A 17,681-nucleotide genomic window follows, 5' to 3' on the forward strand; every position below is an offset into this window, starting at 1 on the left:
GAGATAAAATGATTCAAGTAAAAGCACCAGGAAAGCTCTATATTGCAGGAGAATACGCAGTTACAGAACCTGGCTATAAGTCTGTATTGATTGCAGTAGATCGTTTTGTGACAGCTTCTATTGAAGATACAACATCGTTAGCAACACAAGGTACGATACATTCTAAAACATTACATCATGAACCAGTGACATTTCAGCGACGAGAAGACAAAATTGCAGTGTCAGATTTACATGCTGCGAAACAACTAAAATATGTAATTACTGCGATTGAGGTATTTGAGCAATATGTACGTAGTAACGATATTAGTTTAAAGCATTTTAATTTAACTATTGATAGTAATTTAGATGATGCATCTGGTCATAAATATGGACTAGGTTCGAGTGCAGCAGTTTTAGTTTCTGTGATAAAAGCATTAAATGAGTTTTATGATATGCAATTGTCTAATTTATATATTTATAAATTAGCAGTCATTGCTAATATGAAATTACAAAGCCTAAGTTCATGTGGCGATATTGCAGTGAGTGTGTATACAGGTTGGTTAGCCTATAGCACTTTTGATCACGAATGGGTGATGCAACAAATTGAAGATACTTCTGTCAATGAGGTGTTAAATAAAAACTGGCCAGGGTTACATATTGAGCCATTGCAAGCACCAGAAAATATGGAAGTGTTAATTGGATGGACAGGTTCGCCTGCTTCATCACATCATTTAGTGAGTGAAGTGAAAAGGCTAAAAGCAGATCCGACTTTTTATGGCAAGTTTTTAGAGCAATCTCATACCTGTGTGGAAAAACTCATACATGCGTTTAAAACTAACCATATTAAAGGTGTACAACAAATGATTCGTCATAATCGTAAAATCATTCAACAAATGGATAATGAAGCGACGATTGATATTGAAACGCCACATTTAAAAACACTATGTGAAATTGCAGAAAAGCATGGCGGGGCCGCTAAAACATCCGGCGCTGGCGGTGGAGATTGTGGTATTAGTATTATAAATAGTGATAGTAATAAAAAGCATATCTATAAAGAGTGGAAATCACATGAAGTTATTCCTTTAGAATTTAATGTTTATCATGGGCAATAGTAGACGATAAAACATTGTCTAAACACGTAAACTAAAAAGTAATAGAATATACTGAAATGAGCTTGCTAGATCAAACCAACTACTTTTGACCTAACAAGCTCATTTTTATGTATCTTGAGCAATTTTATAATCATGGTACGTACGCACGATATAATCAAAAATTACATAATAGGGTGTAAAGCTATAATATTGTTTATGGTTGAAAAAAGTAATTGGCGTAGTGCTCACATAAATGTTAAAAATAGCATGTTGTGCTATAAAGTTATCTTGTAATGTTGTAATAGATACGTATGGTAAGTTGCGTGTTTTTAATAATTGTACTGGATATTCAATATGTTTTGTTGCGCCTGATAGCGAAATAATAAAAAGTAAGTCGGTATCGCGCATTTGATCGATTGCTAACAACAATTCACTTTCATCATTCAAGATAATAACACGTTTGGAAATGGAGAGCATATGGCGTTGGGCATCTCGGGCGACATTTTGTTGCGCCATGCCTGTACCAAAAATATAAATAATTTCAGCTTGATCAATACGTTGATTTAACACTGTATAATCTAACATTTCTAAATGTTCCACAGTACGTTGGACATCCTCCATAACGGCATGTGCATGTACCAGTTGCTTGGGTACAGCTTGTTGTTGTTCCATTTTAATATGAAATTTAAAATCACTGTAGCCTTCAAATCCTAATTTTTTTACTAGTCGATGAATGGTTGAGATAGATGTGTGCGTAAGGTGACTTAAATCTTGAATTTTCATTGTTACCATTTCGTCAATATGTTGATGAATAACGTTAATGATATGTAAGTCGTTGTCGTTTAAAGCATCATAATGTTTGTTAATCAGAGGATCGAGTATCATAAAAGATTATTTCACACCTAACATGGAAAATTTTTCGCTACTTGGAAATATATTCTAATATTAATACATAAATTCTAAATACGTCAAAATTATTGGTCATATGAAGCTTTTATATTACGATTAATGCAAACATAATATTTTATAGCAACATAAATGATTGTCATTTGTGTTTTTTAATAACTTAAAATGAAAACGCTTCCTTAAAAGGGTGAAAGGATGAGATACATGAAATTGAATGTTGGTATTATTGGTTGTGGTGGTATTGCAAATGGTAAACATTTACCTAGTCTACAAGCTATTGACGAAGTGAGGTTAACAGCTTTTTGTGACCTTGAACAAGCGCGCGCAACAGATGCAGCTAATAACTATGGCAGTGAAGAAGCACGTGTTTATACAGATTATCGTGAACTATTAGCAGATAATTCTATTGATGTTATTCATGTTTGTACTCCGAATAGTTCACATAGAGATATAACAGTTGCAGCATTGGACGCTGGTAAACATGTGATGTGTGAGAAACCAATGGCCAAAACGACTGCAGAGGCCAAAGATATGATTGCTGCTGCGAAACGAAATAACAAAAAGCTGACAATTGGTTATCAAAACCGTTTTAGAACAGATAGTCAGTATTTACGTCAAGTGACGCAACGTGGTGATTTAGGAGAAATTTATTTAGGTAAGGCACAAGCTATTCGCCGTCGTGCTGTACCAACTTGGGGAGTATTTTTAGATGAGCAACAACAAGGTGGAGGACCACTCATCGATATTGGAACACATGCTTTAGATTTGACTTTATGGATGATGGATAATTATGAACCGGAATCGGTTATGGGATCAACTTTTCATAAGCTAGGACAAAAAGCAAATGCAGCTAATGCTTGGGATTCTTGGGACCCTGAAGCATTTACAGTCGAAGATTCTGCATTTGGTTATATTAAGATGACTAATGGAGCTACTATCATTTTAGAATCAAGTTGGGCATTGAACACTTTAGATGAAGACGAAGCAAAATGTGCATTATCAGGTACTGAAGGTGGTGCTGATATGAAAGATGGCTTACGTATTCACGGAGAAGACATGGGCAAACTCTATACGAAGCATATTGCATTAGATAATGAAGGTGTTGCTTTTTATGAAGGCGAAGATGAAGATGAAGCAGAAGTAGAGGCAAGAGCTTGGATTGATGCGATATTGAATGATACAAAACCAGTAGTTGACCCACAAGAAGCACTAGTTGTTACTCAAATTTTAGAAGCTATTTATCAATCTGCGCAAAGTGGTCAAGCAGTGTATTTCAATAAGTAAATTTCAGTTGAGGAGTGATTAAATGAAAGTAACAGTATGGAATGAATATCGTCATGAACAAGAGAATGAAGAGGTACGTCAAGTTTATCCTAAAGGGATTCATCAAGCCATTGCCCAATTTTTAACAGATGAGCATAAGGTGACAACAGCAACGTTAGACCAACCAGAACATGGTTTGACAGAGTCAGTATTAGCACAAACGGATGTCTTAATTTGGTGGGGACACAAAGCCCATGATGAAGTTGACGATGCAATTGTCGATCGTGTAAAAGCACATGTTCTTAATGGTATGGGACTTATTGTGTTACACTCAGGACATTTTTCAAAAATATTCAAAACACTTATGGGCACAACTTGTGATTTAAAATGGCGTGAAGCAGATGATAGAGAGCGCTTATGGGTTATTGATCCGACACACCCAATTACGACTGGATTACCGTCGTATTTTGAATTAGATAAAGAAGAAATGTATGGAGAGCATTTTGATATTCCAGCGCCTGATGAAACGATATTTATTAGCTGGTTTGAAGGTGGAGAAGTTTTTAGAAGTGGAGCGACGTTTAAGCGCGGAAACGGTAAAATATTCTATTTCCGACCAGGCCATGAAACTTATCCAACTTATTATAATAATTATGTACAACAAGTGATTCGCAATGCTGTGAAATGGGCGCAACCCCAGGCGACACCAAAGCATGATTATGGTAATGCTCAACCATTAGAACATATTACAAAAAAATAATTCTAGGAGGCACTTGACGTGGATAAATTAAAAATCGGAATTATTGGTGTCGGTGGTATTGCCCAAGGTAGACATATACCTGCATTTACAGAAATGAGCGATAGAGTAGAATTGGTCGCAGTCCATGATGTTAATCAAGAGTTAGCGGAGTCTATAGCTGAACAGCATCACATTCCACATGTATGTACTGATTATAATGACGTATTTCCATATGTGGACGCCGTTACAATTTGTACGCCGAATAAATTTCATGCGGAAATTAGTATTGCCGCATTACAAGCAGGAGTCCATGTGTTATGTGAAAAACCGATGGCCATGACACCAACAGAATGTGAGGATATGGTTGCAGCTGCGCGTAAACACAATAAATTGTTATCTATTGCTTATCATTATCGTTATACCGAAGCAGCGATACGTTCAAAATTAGCGGTAGAAGCAGGTGCTGTCGGTAAGCCTTTAGTTATTCGTGTACAAGCGCTACGTAGACGAAAAGTACCGGGTTGGGGAGTCTTCACGAATAAAGAATTACAAGGTGGCGGTAGTCTTATAGATTACGGTTGTCACTTTTTAGATTTATCATTATGGCTTTTAGGCGAAGTCAAACCGGTAGAAGTGTTAAGCAAAACGTATAATAATTTAAGCAAAATGCCGAATCAACTGAATGAATGGGGCGCAATAAATCACGAAACGTTTGATGTCGATGATCACGTCACTAGTTTTATTACCTTTGATAATGGAGCAACGATGCATTTTGAATGTTCATGGTCTGCAAATGTCAAAGCAGATCAAATGCATATAAGTATTTCGGGAGAGCAAGGTGGCTTAAATGTTTATCCTTTTGAAACGTACACACCCAAATACGGCACATTTGTTACGGAAAGTGCAGATGCGCCTCATGATGAACATAAAGCAGCTCAACAACAGGCGCGTAATTTTGTAGATAGTTGTTTAGGTCTAGATACATTAGTAGTACAACCTGAAGAAGCACAAACTGTTAATCAGCTTATCGATGCAATTTATCGCAGTAGTGAAACAGGTCACAGTATAGTAATGGAATAGGAGGAATGCAAGATGAAAATAGGTGTTTTTACAGTATTATTCCAAGATAAGTCATTTGAAGAAATGTTAGATTATGTTGCGGCTGCAGGTGTGACTGCAGTGGAAATCGGAACTGGAGGCAATCCAGGTAATCATTTTTGTGATGTTGATGCATTATTGGCAAGCGAAACGGAACGTGACAGTTTTTTAGCGGCCATCCATAACCGCGGATTAACTATTAGCGCTTTCAGTTGTCATGACAATGGTGTGTCTCCGAATCAAACAGAAGCAGACTTAGCCCATGAGACATTAGTGAAAACTATTAAATTAGCGTCATTGCTCAATGTCCCGGTAGTGAATACATTCTCTGGAGTTCCTGGCTCAGATGATGATGCAAAGCACCCTAATTGGCCAGTAACACCTTGGCCAACTGCATATAGTGATATATACACATGGCAATGGGAAGAGAAATTAATACCTTATTGGAAAGAAGTAGCAGAAATTGCGCAAGCACATGATGTAAAGATAGGTATTGAATTACATGCAGGTTTTTCAGTACATACACCTCATACATTACTCAAATTGCGCGAAGCTACTAATGAGTCTATAGGTGCCAATTTAGACCCGAGTCATTTATGGTGGCAAGGCATTGACCCAGTAGCAGCAATTAAAATTTTAGGTAGAGCAAATGCTATACATCATTTCCATGCTAAAGATACTTATATAGATCAAGATAATGTTAATATGTATGGTTTAACAGATATGCAACCGTATAGTGAAGTGGCAACTCGTGCTTGGACTTTTAGAACTGTAGGTTATGGTCATTCGCCACAAGTTTGGAGTGAGATGATTAGTGCGCTCCGTACTTATGGTTATGATTATGTAATTAGTATTGAACATGAAGATCCGATTATGTCGATAGAAGAAGGTTTTCAAAAAGCAGTTGCTAATTTAACTTCAGTAAACATTAATCAACCTGCTCCAGATTTATGGTGGACATAAAAGAGAATAATATATGATAAACGGCTGGAACATTATTTGTGTTTCAGTCGTTTTAGTTTTTCGTATTGAAAGACTTGAAATTATTATGAGAAAGCGTACAATAATTAAAGTTATGATAACTAAATGCTATCTATCAAGTTGTGTTACTTAAGCATCAATAATGCATCAAGTAACTGTGCGCATTTTATATTATTTAGAAAATGAAAGGTGGGGTGAATGTGCACAATAAATTTTTAATTTGTGATGACTGCCAAGGCGTTGATTGTAAATCTTTAGAAAACAAGCTGTCAAAATTAGATCCGCAAGCTGAAATAGAAATTGGTTGTCAATCATATTGTGGTCCCGGACGGCGTAAAACATTTGCCTTTATCAATAATAGGCCACTGGCAGCTTTAACTGAAGAAGAATTAATGGAAAAGGTAACGAAGCATTTACAAAAACCACGTGATCCAGAAGAAGAAGAACGATTGAGAAAACGTAACGAAGAACGAAAGCGTCGTAAAGAAGAACAAGATCGTAAGCTTAAAGAAAAATTAGCAAAGAAAAAATAACATACATAGATCAGGCTATATGCACTTTGACCAAAGTGCATATAGTTTTTTTAATATATATATATGAAATTATGGATTTTTATAAGAAAAGTGTGTCAAACTATAGCATTAAATTTGTGAAATGTTATCATAATATTGTGAATATATTATAAAAGAATTTACAATATTAACTGTATGTAAATAATCTAACTATATAAAAGTAGTATGTATTAAAAAAATGTAAACTAATTAAACTATTAATATAAATGGTTACAATGTCTTAAAAAAGGTAATAGTAATCAAAAAAGGAGATAATAAGTTATGACGGAACAAGTAAGACTTGGAAAATCAGATGTCTATGTATTTCCTGTCGCACTAGGCACGAATGCAGTAGGTGGACATAATTTATATAATGATTTAGATGAAGAACAAGGTAAAGAAGTTGTGAGAACAGCGATTCGAAATGGTATTAATTTATTAGATACTGCGTATATCTATGGCCCTGAACGATCAGAAGAATTAGTTGGTGAGGCATTAAAAGAATTTCCAAGAGATGAATTTGTGATTGCTACCAAGGGTGCACATTATTTCGATGATAATGGCGATGTGCATTTTTCTAATGATCCTAAGTTTTTAAAACAACAAGTAGAGGATAGTCTTAAACGCTTGCAGTTAGATTATATTGACTTATACTACATTCATTTTCCAGATGATGACACAGCTAAAGACGAGGCCGTTGCAGCATTAAAAGAACTGAAAGATGAAGGCAAGATTAAAGCGATAGGCGTATCCAATTTTTCGTTAACACAATTGAAAGAGGCTAATAAAAATGGTGACGTTGATGTTGTGCAAATGGAATATAATTTATTAAATAGAGAGAATGAAAAAGTGCTTGAGTATACTGCAGCAAATCAAATTACTTTTATTCCATACTTCCCATTAGCTTCAGGCATACTTGCAGGTAAGTATAACGAAAATACAACTTTTGATGATTTACGTGCAGAAAATCCAGAGTTTCAAGGTGACAAATTTAAAGAAAACTTAGAAAAAGTCGATAAATTAAGAAGTATTGCAGACAATCATCGTGTTGATGTTGCACACATTGTATTAGCATTTTATTTAACTCGTCCATCACTTGATGTAGTCTTACCAGGTGCTAAACGTGCAGTCCAAGTTGTTGATAACTTAACAACAACAGAAGTTAAGTTAACAGATGATGAAATTGCAGAAATTGATCAAATATTTCCTATATAGAGTAATAGAGTAATAGCCCTAAAGCACTAAGCAAAAAGAATTGTATAGAAGGAGAAACTAATGATTACAGTATTATTTGGAGGGAGTCGTCCAAAAGGGAACACCGCGCAGTTGACGCAATTAGCATTAGAGGGACATGAATATAATTGGATAGATTTAACGACATATCAATTGAATCCTGTCAGAGATTTACGTCATGAAGACACTGAGATTAATCATTATGAAGATGATTATGCAACTATTATTGATCAAGTATTAGCGAGTGACACAGTGATATTTGCTTCACCTATTTATTGGTATAGTGTGTCTGCTTCTATGAAAAGCTTTATTGATCACTGGTCAGAAAGTTTGTTGGACCCGCGTTATGCAGATTTTAAACAACAAATGGCAACTAAAGACTTTAGACTTATTGTTGTTGGGGGTGACTGTCCTCAAGTAAAAGCAAAACCATGTATTGCGCAAATGAAATACAGTTTGGGCTTTTTAGGTGGTCAACTCAATGGTTATATTATCGGTACAGCGGAACGACCAGGTGATATCGAGAAGGACACATATGCCTTCAAAAGAGCACGTGAATGGCAACAAACATTAAAAGATTAAAGACAAATATGGTATATAAATATAATACAGGAATCGATTCAATCGCGATGATATATTGCTTAGAATCGGTTCTTTTCCTATTTAAATCGCTATAATACGTATAGTCGCAAATGCATTGGAATATGTGAAAGGTAGTTAAATAATAAAAGGTCACATGCGATATAGTTTACGTATGGTGACTGATGGAATTATGATATAATATAGCTACTAATTAGCCTATCAAACATAGGGGGACAGCAACATGTACAAAGTAAGAACGGCAACACCATATGATGTTATTGGCATTAGAAATGTAGCAACAAAAGCTTGGTATAACACATATCTGAATATTTATGCAGCTAAAACAGTTAATGAATTGTTAGCTGCTTCATATAATGAAGAGCATTTAAAAAAACGCTTGGAATCACAATTGTTTTTAGTCGTTGAATCTAACGATGAAATTATAGGTTTTGCGAATTTTATTTATGGGACAGAACTTTATTTATCAGCTCACTATGTGACACCAGTGTCACAACATCATGGGTATGGCACTGATTTGTTAGAACAAGGGATTGCCCAGTTTAAAGATCAATATGATGAAATATTTTTAGAAGTTGATAATAAAAATGATGAAGCGATGGCATTTTATAAACATAAAGGCTTTGAAGTAGTTCGGTCGTATGAGCATGTAATGTATGGTGAAACTATGGATTTAGCTTTAATGCGTAAAAAGCTGTAGACGTTTCAGCTATTAGTGAATAGGAGGACTATTTTGACACAATCAACATATGCGACGCAAAAATTACCTGAAGAAAAAGTATTTAAAGATCCGATACATCGCTATATACATGTTAAAGACCAAGTTATTTGGGATTTAATTAAAACTAAAGAATTTCAACGTTTAAGACGCATCAAGCAACTAGGCACATTATATTTATCTTTCCATACTGCAGAACATAGTCGTTTTGGTCATTCATTAGGTGTATATGAAATAGTGCGTCGACTTATTGACGAATCATTTTCAGGTCGTGAAGCATGGAATGATGATGATAGACCATTAGCGTTGTGTGCCGCATTATTACATGATTTAGGTCATGGTCCTTTCTCACATAGCTTTGAAAAAATATTTAATACTGACCACGAAGCTTTTACACAAGCTATTATTACTGGACCAACTGAAGTAAATGAAGTGTTGCAGCGTGTAGCACCGACATTTCCTGAAGAAGTGGCTAATGTGATAAACAAATCGCATAGTAATAAATTAGTCATCTCAATGATATCATCACAAATTGATGCTGATAGAATGGATTATTTGCAAAGAGATGCTTATTTTACTGGTGTATCGTACGGTCAATTTGATATGGAGCGTATTTTACGTTTAATGCGTCCTTCGAAGGAAGAAGTACTTATTAAAGAAAGTGGTATGCATGCAGTAGAAAATTTTATTATGAGTCGTTATCAAATGTATTGGCAAATATATTTTCATCCAGTAAGTCGTGGTGGAGAGGTATTATTGAATAATTGTTTAAAACGTGCAAAGCAACTCTACAACGAAGGATATCAATTTAAAATGTATCCAACTGATTTTGTACCGTTCTTCGAGGAAACGATGACGATAGAACAATATATAGACTTAGACGAAGTAGTCGTCTTGTACTATTTAAAAGCATGGGTACATGAAGCGGATACTATTTTAAGTGATTTAGCTCGACGATTTATTAATCGTGATTTATTTAAGCATATGCCGTTTGATGGTTCAATTATTACCATTACTGAGTTAACAGATTTATTTATTCAGGCAGATATAGACCCTAATTATTATTTCGTAAGTGAATCATTTAGTGATTTACCATATGACTATGATCGACCAGGTTCCAATCGCCAACCTATTCATCTATTGAGACGTAATGGTTCAATTAGAGAAATTAGTAACCAATCGTTAATTATTTCGAGTATTACCGGTATACAAAGAGAGGATTATAAATTATATTATCCGAAAGAATTACTCGTGAATGTAGAAGATGATCAAGTGCGTAATGCGATTATTAGTTTGCTGAACGAATTAAACTAAGTTATTGTGACAGTGAAATATATAATTTAATATGGAAGTTAGAAATGATTGAATGATTTAGAAGGAGGTGTGGTGCTAGTGTCTGAAAATAAAGGATTTAAGTTTAACATTATTAAAAACGATCCATTGGGTGGACATAAAGGTACTAACATAGGTTCTATTAGTTTAGATAACATTGCACCAGTTTTTATAGATGTACAAAATCAAGAAGCTTTTATAGATATTGGTGGTATGCATGCACGTGCTAGTGTTGAAAAGGGTGTTAAGTGGATTAACGATAAAGAAATTGTTGAAGGTGAGGACGCTAAACCATACTGGTTATGTTGGGTAACTACGGAACGTGGTGAAAATGGACCTTATTATGCAGGCGTGACAGCATGTTACTTATTAGTTAATAAAAGCATCCGTCGAGGTTATAAAAGTATGCCAGAACATGTGAATATGATGGATAAATCAATGAAACGAGAAATTATTATTGATCATATAGGCGATACTAATAAAAACATTTTAAAAGCATTTTTAGAGCAACATAATGAGGAAATGTGGCACAATTCGGCTGAGGAATTGCATAAAGCATTGTCAACAGAAGGATAGTTACGAGCAGCGAGGCTGGGACATTTAGTATGTTCCAGCCTTATTACTATGGTGATTAATACAATTAGTGAATATGAACTGTGCATGTTACTATCATATGTAAAATTTTATGCAAATTTGTACTTGCTACTGCTATAGGATAATGCTAATTTCTTACCTGTGATGTAAGGCATAATTATGCTATAATTATGTGTATTATTTTAAAGATTAGGGTGAAATGAACATTGGAAAACAATGTATTTATTCATACAAAGCAAGTTGTCAAACAACACGACGATAAACAAAAATTTTCATTTAAAACAGAAGGTACATGGCAAAAGCGACAAGCAGATTTTATTCGATATAAAGAAACGATAGAAGATGCTACTGTCAATGTAACTGTGAAAATTGAACAAGCTGGCGTGAAAATTATCCGTAAAGGTGATATAAATATGAACCTTCATTTTGTAGAAGGGGAAGATACAATTACATTGTATGAAATTAATGGTGGCCGTATTCCATTAACTGTTCATACACACTCTATTTTACATTTTGTAACTGATGATGGTGGTAAAGTTAAAGTACATTATGATTTGTTACAAGAAGACGAAAAAATGGGCACATATCAATATGAAATAAGTTATAAGGAGAAAAAGCAATGAACATAATCGATAAAGTGAAGCATACATTAGTAGCTGAAATTAAAGCCAGTATTGTAAAAGCTGAACTAACTGAAGCAGCAAATATTCCTGAAATTAAAATAGAAATCCCTAAAGACACAGCAAATGGTGATTATTCGTCAAATATCGCAATGGTTTTAACAAAAATAGCTAAACGAAATCCACGTGATATCGCACAAGCAATCGTCGACAATTTAGATGCGACGAAAGCCAATGTTAAAGAAGTAGCAATTGCTGGTCCAGGTTTTATCAATTTTTATTTAGATAATTCTTATTTGACAGCTGTAATTGCAGAGGCATTGAATAAAGGCGATAAATTTGGAAGTGCTGAATCGCATGATAAAGGCAAAATAATTGTAGAGTATGTTTCTGCTAATCCTACAGGAGATTTACATATCGGACATGCAAGAAATGCTGCTGTAGGCGATACGCTGTCTAACATTTTAGCGGCTGCAGGTTATGATGTAACAAGAGAATATTATATCAATGATGCTGGGAATCAAATTACGAATTTAGCGCGTTCTATTGAAGCACGTTATTTTGAAGCATTAGGAGATACTACGCATACTATGCCAGATGACGGATATCATGGTAAAGATATTATTAATATTGGGCGTACTTTAGCTGAAAAACAACCTGAATTACGCTCATTATCAGATGAAGAACGTGTTAAAACGTTCAGAAAACTTGGTGTAGATTATGAAATGGAAAAATTACGTACTGATTTAGCTGATTTTAATACGCATTTTGATAGTTGGTTTAGTGAAACAACGCTATATGAACAAGGCGAAATTACAGAAGTATTAAATAAAATGAATGAGCTAGGCTACACTTACGAACAAGATGGTGCGACATGGTTAAGAACAACTGATTTTAAAGATGACAAAGATCGTGTACTTATTAAGAAAGATGGAAATTACACATACTTTTTACCAGATATTGCATATCACTTTGATAAAGTTCAACGTGGTAACGATACTTTGATTAATCTTTTTGGTGCAGACCATCACGGTTATATCAATCGTTTAAAAGCTTCACTAGAAACATTTGGTGTTGATAGCGACCGTTTAGAAATTCAAATTATGCAAATGGTACGTTTAATGCAAGATGGAGAAGAAGTGAAAATGAGTAAACGTACTGGTAATGCTATTACGTTACGTGAAATTATGGACGAAGTAGGTGTAGATGCGGCACGTTATTTCTTAACGATGAGAAGTCCAGATACACACTTTGATTTTGATATGGAGTTAGCTAAACAAGAATCTCAAGATAATCCAGTGTACTATGCACAATATGCTCATGCTCGTATTTGTTCTATTTTAAAACAAGCGCAAGAAAGAGGTATCACACCAACGACAGATGCAGATTTTAATTTAATTACGAATGACAAGGCAATAGAATTATTGAAAAAAGTAGCGGAATTTGAACCGACAATTGAAAGTGCGGCGGCACATAGAGCCCCTCATCGCATTACCAACTATATCCAAGATTTAGCAGCACATTTCCATAAATTTTATAATGCTGAAAAAGTGTTAACGGACGATGTTGCTAAAACAACTGCTTTAGTTGCTTTAATAGAAGCGGTAAGAATTACACTACACAATGCATTACATTTAGTAGGTGTCAACGCACCGGAATCAATGTAAGTAATAATTTTTGAAAGAGTCAGTGCATAAACAAAGTGGTGCGAGCGAGTACTATAATGTTAATCAAGCACTGACTCTTATTCAGTCTGATAACTAGTAGGTGGAGACATGTTAGACACAAAAACATTGTATCAAACGTTATATGCACATATGGGTCCACAGGGCTGGTGGCCAGCACAGAGCTCAATTGAAATAATCATAGGTGCTATTTTGGTCCAAAATACCAATTGGAATAATGCCGCGCGTGCGATTGAACAATTGAAAGATGCTACCGACTTACAACCTAAAACCTTGCTTCGACTCACAGATGAGCAATTACAAACATTAATCAGACCGAGTGGCTTTTATAAAAATAAGGCACGAACTCTGCAAACAGTCTTGTCATGGTTTGAGATTTTTAACTTTGATTATCAAGCAATCAAATCACATTATCAACAAGATTTAAGAGCGGTGTTACTTCGACATAAAGGGATTGGTGAAGAAACGGCAGATGTGTTATTAGTTTATGTCTTTGGAGAGGTGCAATTTATTCCTGATAGCTATACTCGACGTATTTATTACAAATTAGGCTATCCCAATACGACAAATTATCGTAAGTTTAAACAGCATATTGTATTGCCGTCAGATTTTGAAGTACAAGATGCGAACGAATTTCATGCACTTTTAGATAATTTTGGAAAGGTTTATTTTAATAGTAAGCAACCACATAGATATACATTTTTAGATGAATATTTTATACGTTAAATGACAATTCAATATAACAATTGCAGATTGAATTAAAGTTGAAATAAATTAGGAGAACTAAGTCATGAAAAAATACCAATTATTTGTGGTACTATTTGTAGCTATCATAGTATTAGCTGGATGTGGTCAAAATGAACAACAAAATAGTAAAAATAATGATAAGCAGTCTTATGATCGTATCATTTCACTTATGCCAAGTAATACTGAAATTTTATATGAGTTAGGTTTAGGTAAACAAATTATAGGGGTGTCTACAGTAGATGATTACCCTAAAGACGTAAAAAACAAGCAACAGTTTGATGCTATGAAGTTAAATAAAGAAGCATTAATGAAAGCTAAACCAGATTTAATTTTAGCGCACGAAAGTCAAAAAGGCATGAATGGTAAAGTACTTAGCAGCTTAAAACAAAATGATATAAAAGTTGTTTATGTAAAAGATGCCCAATCAATATCTGAGATGTACGATACTTTTGAAAATATTGGCAAGTTAACAAACAAAGAGCAAGCGGCTAAGAAATTAATAGACGAAACCAAAGGAAATATAAAAAAAGTTGTCGAATCAGTGCCAGACACTAAACAACAACCTAATGTTTTTATGGAAGTATCTTCTGAACCAGAAATTTTTACAGCCGGCAAAAATACATTTTTTAATGATATGCTGACACAGTTGCATGCCAAAAATAGCTTTGCTTCGAAAGAGGGATGGCAAAAGGTAAGTAAAGAAGAAGTCATTAAACAAAATCCTGATGTCATGATAGGTACGATGGGCATTAGCAAGGAAAAATACCAAGAAAGTGTTAAGCAACGCGGTGGCTTTAACCACATTCAGGCCGTTCAATATGATCAAGTAACGACAGTGAATGGTGATGAAATATCAAGACCAGGACCTCGTATTGATGAAGGTTTGAAGGCACTAAGAGATGCGATATATAACTAAATAAAAATCCTTATCGCTAATTTTGACGATAAGGATTTTTTGCATAGAAGTGAATTTATTGTAGTTAGTTTTGTGTGATGATGATATGGTAAAATAAAGAACAAATTTGAGGCGAAAGCGTGGCAAGAAAATGATGCGTAATGGAGCGATATATGTATGGCTCGGCACTCTATTATGTGCCGTGTTAGTCAATCTAAGTTGGGGCATGTGGGGCTTGACGCCTGCGATGCAACATGCAATTTTTGTTGAAGTGCGCTTGCCTAGAGTTTTAGAGGCGCTTTTTGCCGGTATTGGGTTAACAGTTGCAGGACAAATGTTTCAAACTATATTAAATAATCCATTAGCTGACAGTTATACGTTAGGCTTGGCCAGTGGTGCTACTTTTGGTTCAGGATTAGCAGTTGTACTCGGTGCAGGTTTTATTATGCTCCCTCTGTTTTCTATATTATTTAGTTTGATCACATTACTTTTAGTCATTGTGATAACTACAATGATGTCTAAAGGCTACCCTATGAAATCACTTATTTTATCAGGTATTATGATTGGCGCGTTATTTAATGCTTTATTATATATGATGATTTTATTTAATCAAGATAAAATGAATAATATTGTTAATTATATGTTTGGGGGCTTTTCAGCAGCAGAATATAGAGAGGTAATATATATTGCTATAATCTTAATTTGTTGTATTGTGGTGTTATATAGTATGATGCCTAAAATTAAATTATTGCGACTTGGCGACTTACATGCGCAAGGGCTAGGATTGAACGCTCAGCAATTAACGTATGGTGTGCTGTTATTAGCATCAATTATGACAGCGATTATTATTGCCTTTGTAGGAATTATTGGTTTTATTGGTATGGTCATACCACAACTTATTCGTCGTTATTATTTTAAGTATACATTAAGTAAACAACTGACTTTAAACATGTTAATTGGTGGTACTACTATGTTAATCGCAGATGGTGTTGGAGGGATAATTTTACAAACATATCAAATCCCAGCGAGTATCATTATAGCCATTATCGGCATTCTTGTGTTATTTTATTTAATGATAACTCAACCTAAAACATTAAATTAAGTATAAAAAATAGAGAAGAAGGTAGCGTATGGATTTATCAAATATTAAAGCAGTTGTATTTGATTTAGAAGGTACTTTATTAGATAGAAAAAAATCACGAGAAAAATTTATAGAAGAACAATATGAGCGATTTCATGATTATTTAGTCAATATACAGGCAATAGATTTCAAAAATAAATTTATAGCATTAGATGATGACGAAGATCATGATAAACCGGAGTTATACAAAGCGATTATTAAAGATTTTCATGTAGATAGACTGACGTGGAAAGATTTATTTCATGATTTTGAAATGCATTTTTATCGCTATGTATTTCCGTATTACGATACTTTATACACGTTAGAACGACTTAACCAGTATAATTATATTACTGGTGTCATTGCTAACGGTAAATCAAAGATCAAGCAATACCGCCTACACGCCCTTGGAATAGAACACGTCATCAATTATATGTCGACGTCACAAACTGTTGGCGTGCGTAAACCACATCCCAAAATTTTTGAAGATATTTTAGAAAAGTTAGATACTAAACCAGAAGAGACTATGTATGTAGGAGACGATCCATTGAACGACGTCGCACCTGCAAGAGCAATGGGAATGATAAGTGTTTGGTTTAAAGATGAAGATGCAGAGATTGAACCATTACCAGAAGAAGTAGACTTTACGATTACAACATTAGAAGAATTGTTAACAATTTTACCGATGAAGCAGAAAGGACAAAACTGATATGAATTTATTTACTACACAAGACGGCGTTGCACTTAATTACGATACGAGTGGAGAAGGGCATGCTATTGTGATGATTCACACGGCATTAGAAAATTTTACAGTTTTTAAAGAACTGGAAAAACAACTGAGTAGGGACTATCAAATTGTACTTATAGATTTGCGAGGTCATGGGTACTCTGATAAACCTAAACATATTAGCTTTTCGGACTATGGTAGCGACATCAAACAATTATTAGATGCGTTATACATCAAAAGTTGTGCACTTATTGGACATGAAATGGGTGCCTCTGTGAGTGCTGAATTAGCATCAAAATATCCTGAATTAGTGACGTCTGTAACTATGGTGAATCCTACGATGTTAGAAGATAAATCGCCAAGTGAGCGTTTGTATCAAAAATATGCTGAAACAATTCGTAATTGGGATGAAGAAAAACAGCACAAATTTTTAGCGAATCAATTATATTACGATAAGAAAAAAGCACAAAAGGTGTTAAAACAAATGGAAAATACACTGGCTTTTACTACAACAGCGGAACGTCAGTCAGTTGAGGCTTCTTTTAATTTTAATAATATTAGAAACTTTTTAGCTCAAGTTCAAGTACCTGTCCAAATTATAGTTGGACAACATGGTGAACGGACTACAGTAGTTGAAGCTAAAGAAGTAGCAGATTATATTACGAACAGTGAATTTGAAGTTTTCCAACACTCAGGTTTATATCCTTTTATTGAAGAAAAAGAAGCATTTTTAAAAACAGTCAAACCTTTTATCAATCGTTTTGTGTAGAGATATTATAGTATTACACTTATATATATCTTT

The 17,681-nt window shown here is 34.5% G+C and carries 19 protein-coding genes; 18 read left to right on the top strand and 1 reads right to left on the bottom strand.

Going from position 1 to position 17,681, the window contains the following annotated elements:
* Positions 1-8: 8 nt before the first annotated feature.
* Positions 9-1,091 carry a phosphomevalonate kinase gene (locus JVU85_RS04385; protein ID WP_002510784.1) on the top strand — a complete coding sequence of 361 codons (1,083 nt, stop codon included), beginning with the start codon at positions 9-11 and terminating at the stop codon, positions 1,089-1,091.
* A 105-nt stretch (positions 1,092-1,196) separates the two neighbouring features.
* Here the strand turns inward: JVU85_RS04385 and JVU85_RS04390 are convergent, their stop codons facing one another.
* Positions 1,197-1,955 (bottom strand): MurR/RpiR family transcriptional regulator, encoded by a 759-nt coding sequence (locus tag JVU85_RS04390; protein WP_002510785.1) that lies wholly within the window; start codon positions 1,953-1,955, stop codon positions 1,197-1,199.
* A 225-nt stretch (positions 1,956-2,180) separates the two neighbouring features.
* Between JVU85_RS04390 and JVU85_RS04395 the strand changes: the two genes are divergently transcribed.
* The 17 genes from JVU85_RS04395 to JVU85_RS04475 all read left to right on the top strand — a co-directional run bounded on the left by JVU85_RS04395 (position 2,181) and on the right by JVU85_RS04475 (position 17,648).
* Positions 2,181-3,260, top strand: a complete 1,080-nt coding sequence (locus JVU85_RS04395) for a Gfo/Idh/MocA family protein (RefSeq protein WP_002510786.1) — start codon at positions 2,181-2,183, stop codon at positions 3,258-3,260.
* Positions 3,261-3,282: 22 nt separating this feature from the next.
* Entirely contained in the window at positions 3,283-3,999 is a 717-nt protein-coding gene (locus JVU85_RS04400) for a ThuA domain-containing protein (protein ID WP_021459201.1), read from the top strand.
* An 18-nt stretch (positions 4,000-4,017) separates the two neighbouring features.
* On the top strand, positions 4,018-5,058 hold the full coding sequence (locus JVU85_RS04405) for a Gfo/Idh/MocA family protein (protein WP_021459200.1): 1,041 nt from the start codon (positions 4,018-4,020) through the stop codon (positions 5,056-5,058).
* 12 nt (positions 5,059-5,070) lie between these two features.
* Positions 5,071-6,039, top strand: a complete 969-nt coding sequence (locus JVU85_RS04410) for a sugar phosphate isomerase/epimerase family protein (RefSeq protein ID WP_021459199.1) — start codon at positions 5,071-5,073, stop codon at positions 6,037-6,039.
* Positions 6,040-6,257: 218 nt separating this feature from the next.
* Positions 6,258-6,590, top strand: a complete 333-nt coding sequence (locus JVU85_RS04415) for a YuzB family protein (protein WP_002510790.1) — start codon at positions 6,258-6,260, stop codon at positions 6,588-6,590.
* 300 nt (positions 6,591-6,890) lie between these two features.
* On the top strand, positions 6,891-7,823 hold the full coding sequence (locus JVU85_RS04420) for an aldo/keto reductase (RefSeq protein ID WP_002510791.1): 933 nt from the start codon (positions 6,891-6,893) through the stop codon (positions 7,821-7,823).
* 60 nt (positions 7,824-7,883) lie between these two features.
* On the top strand, positions 7,884-8,423 hold the full coding sequence (locus tag JVU85_RS04425) for a flavodoxin family protein (protein WP_002510792.1): 540 nt from the start codon (positions 7,884-7,886) through the stop codon (positions 8,421-8,423).
* 241 nt (positions 8,424-8,664) lie between these two features.
* Positions 8,665-9,141 carry a GNAT family N-acetyltransferase gene (locus tag JVU85_RS04430; protein ID WP_002510793.1) on the top strand — a complete coding sequence of 159 codons (477 nt, stop codon included), beginning with the start codon at positions 8,665-8,667 and terminating at the stop codon, positions 9,139-9,141.
* Between the two features lie 33 nt (positions 9,142-9,174).
* Positions 9,175-10,473, top strand: a complete 1,299-nt coding sequence (locus JVU85_RS04435; RefSeq protein WP_002510794.1) for an HD domain-containing protein — start codon at positions 9,175-9,177, stop codon at positions 10,471-10,473.
* A 69-nt stretch (positions 10,474-10,542) separates the two neighbouring features.
* Positions 10,543-11,067 (top strand): YwhD family protein, encoded by a 525-nt coding sequence (locus JVU85_RS04440; protein ID WP_172606435.1) that lies wholly within the window; start codon positions 10,543-10,545, stop codon positions 11,065-11,067.
* A gap of 224 nt (positions 11,068-11,291) precedes the next feature.
* Positions 11,292-11,708, top strand: coding sequence for a YwiB family protein (locus JVU85_RS04445; protein WP_021459197.1), 417 nt, complete (start codon positions 11,292-11,294; stop codon positions 11,706-11,708).
* The gene (gene argS / locus JVU85_RS04450) at positions 11,705-13,372 is read left to right on the top strand and encodes an arginine--tRNA ligase (RefSeq protein WP_021459196.1); all 1,668 of its coding nucleotides are present in this window, start codon (positions 11,705-11,707) and stop codon (positions 13,370-13,372) included. Before JVU85_RS04445 ends, argS begins: the two co-directional genes overlap by 4 nt.
* A 108-nt stretch (positions 13,373-13,480) precedes the next feature.
* Complete coding sequence (locus JVU85_RS04455) at positions 13,481-14,116, top strand: endonuclease III domain-containing protein (protein WP_021459195.1); 636 nt, start codon at positions 13,481-13,483, stop codon at positions 14,114-14,116.
* 64 nt (positions 14,117-14,180) lie between these two features.
* Positions 14,181-15,053, top strand: a complete 873-nt coding sequence (locus tag JVU85_RS04460; RefSeq protein ID WP_021459194.1) for an ABC transporter substrate-binding protein — start codon at positions 14,181-14,183, stop codon at positions 15,051-15,053.
* Between the two features lie 130 nt (positions 15,054-15,183).
* Entirely contained in the window at positions 15,184-16,134 is a 951-nt protein-coding gene (locus JVU85_RS04465) for a FecCD family ABC transporter permease (protein WP_021459193.1), read from the top strand.
* 28 nt (positions 16,135-16,162) lie between these two features.
* Positions 16,163-16,861, top strand: coding sequence for an HAD family hydrolase (locus JVU85_RS04470; RefSeq protein ID WP_002510801.1), 699 nt, complete (start codon positions 16,163-16,165; stop codon positions 16,859-16,861).
* Position 16,862: 1 nt separating this feature from the next.
* Complete coding sequence (locus JVU85_RS04475) at positions 16,863-17,648, top strand: alpha/beta fold hydrolase (RefSeq protein WP_002510802.1); 786 nt, start codon at positions 16,863-16,865, stop codon at positions 17,646-17,648.
* Positions 17,649-17,681 lie beyond the last annotated feature (33 nt).

It is taken from the genome of Staphylococcus sp. GDY8P72P (genome assembly GCF_016890655.1).
Taxonomy (GTDB): Bacteria; Bacillota; Bacilli; order Staphylococcales; family Staphylococcaceae; genus Staphylococcus; species Staphylococcus arlettae.

Coding starts and splice junctions, on each gene's coding strand:
- JVU85_RS04385 (WP_002510784.1), top strand. CDS start 9: ATGATTCAAGTAAAAGCACCAGGAAAGCTCTATATTGCAGGAGAATAC.
- JVU85_RS04390 (WP_002510785.1), bottom strand. CDS start 1,955: ATGATACTCGATCCTCTGATTAACAAACATTATGATGCTTTAAACGAC.
- JVU85_RS04395 (WP_002510786.1), top strand. CDS start 2,181: ATGAAATTGAATGTTGGTATTATTGGTTGTGGTGGTATTGCAAATGGT.
- JVU85_RS04400 (WP_021459201.1), top strand. CDS start 3,283: ATGAAAGTAACAGTATGGAATGAATATCGTCATGAACAAGAGAATGAA.
- JVU85_RS04410 (WP_021459199.1), top strand. CDS start 5,071: ATGAAAATAGGTGTTTTTACAGTATTATTCCAAGATAAGTCATTTGAA.
- JVU85_RS04420 (WP_002510791.1), top strand. CDS start 6,891: ATGACGGAACAAGTAAGACTTGGAAAATCAGATGTCTATGTATTTCCT.
- JVU85_RS04425 (WP_002510792.1), top strand. CDS start 7,884: ATGATTACAGTATTATTTGGAGGGAGTCGTCCAAAAGGGAACACCGCG.
- JVU85_RS04430 (WP_002510793.1), top strand. CDS start 8,665: ATGTACAAAGTAAGAACGGCAACACCATATGATGTTATTGGCATTAGA.
- argS (WP_021459196.1), top strand. CDS start 11,705: ATGAACATAATCGATAAAGTGAAGCATACATTAGTAGCTGAAATTAAA.
- JVU85_RS04455 (WP_021459195.1), top strand. CDS start 13,481: ATGTTAGACACAAAAACATTGTATCAAACGTTATATGCACATATGGGT.
- JVU85_RS04460 (WP_021459194.1), top strand. CDS start 14,181: ATGAAAAAATACCAATTATTTGTGGTACTATTTGTAGCTATCATAGTA.
- JVU85_RS04465 (WP_021459193.1), top strand. CDS start 15,184: ATGATGCGTAATGGAGCGATATATGTATGGCTCGGCACTCTATTATGT.
- JVU85_RS04470 (WP_002510801.1), top strand. CDS start 16,163: ATGGATTTATCAAATATTAAAGCAGTTGTATTTGATTTAGAAGGTACT.
- JVU85_RS04475 (WP_002510802.1), top strand. CDS start 16,863: ATGAATTTATTTACTACACAAGACGGCGTTGCACTTAATTACGATACG.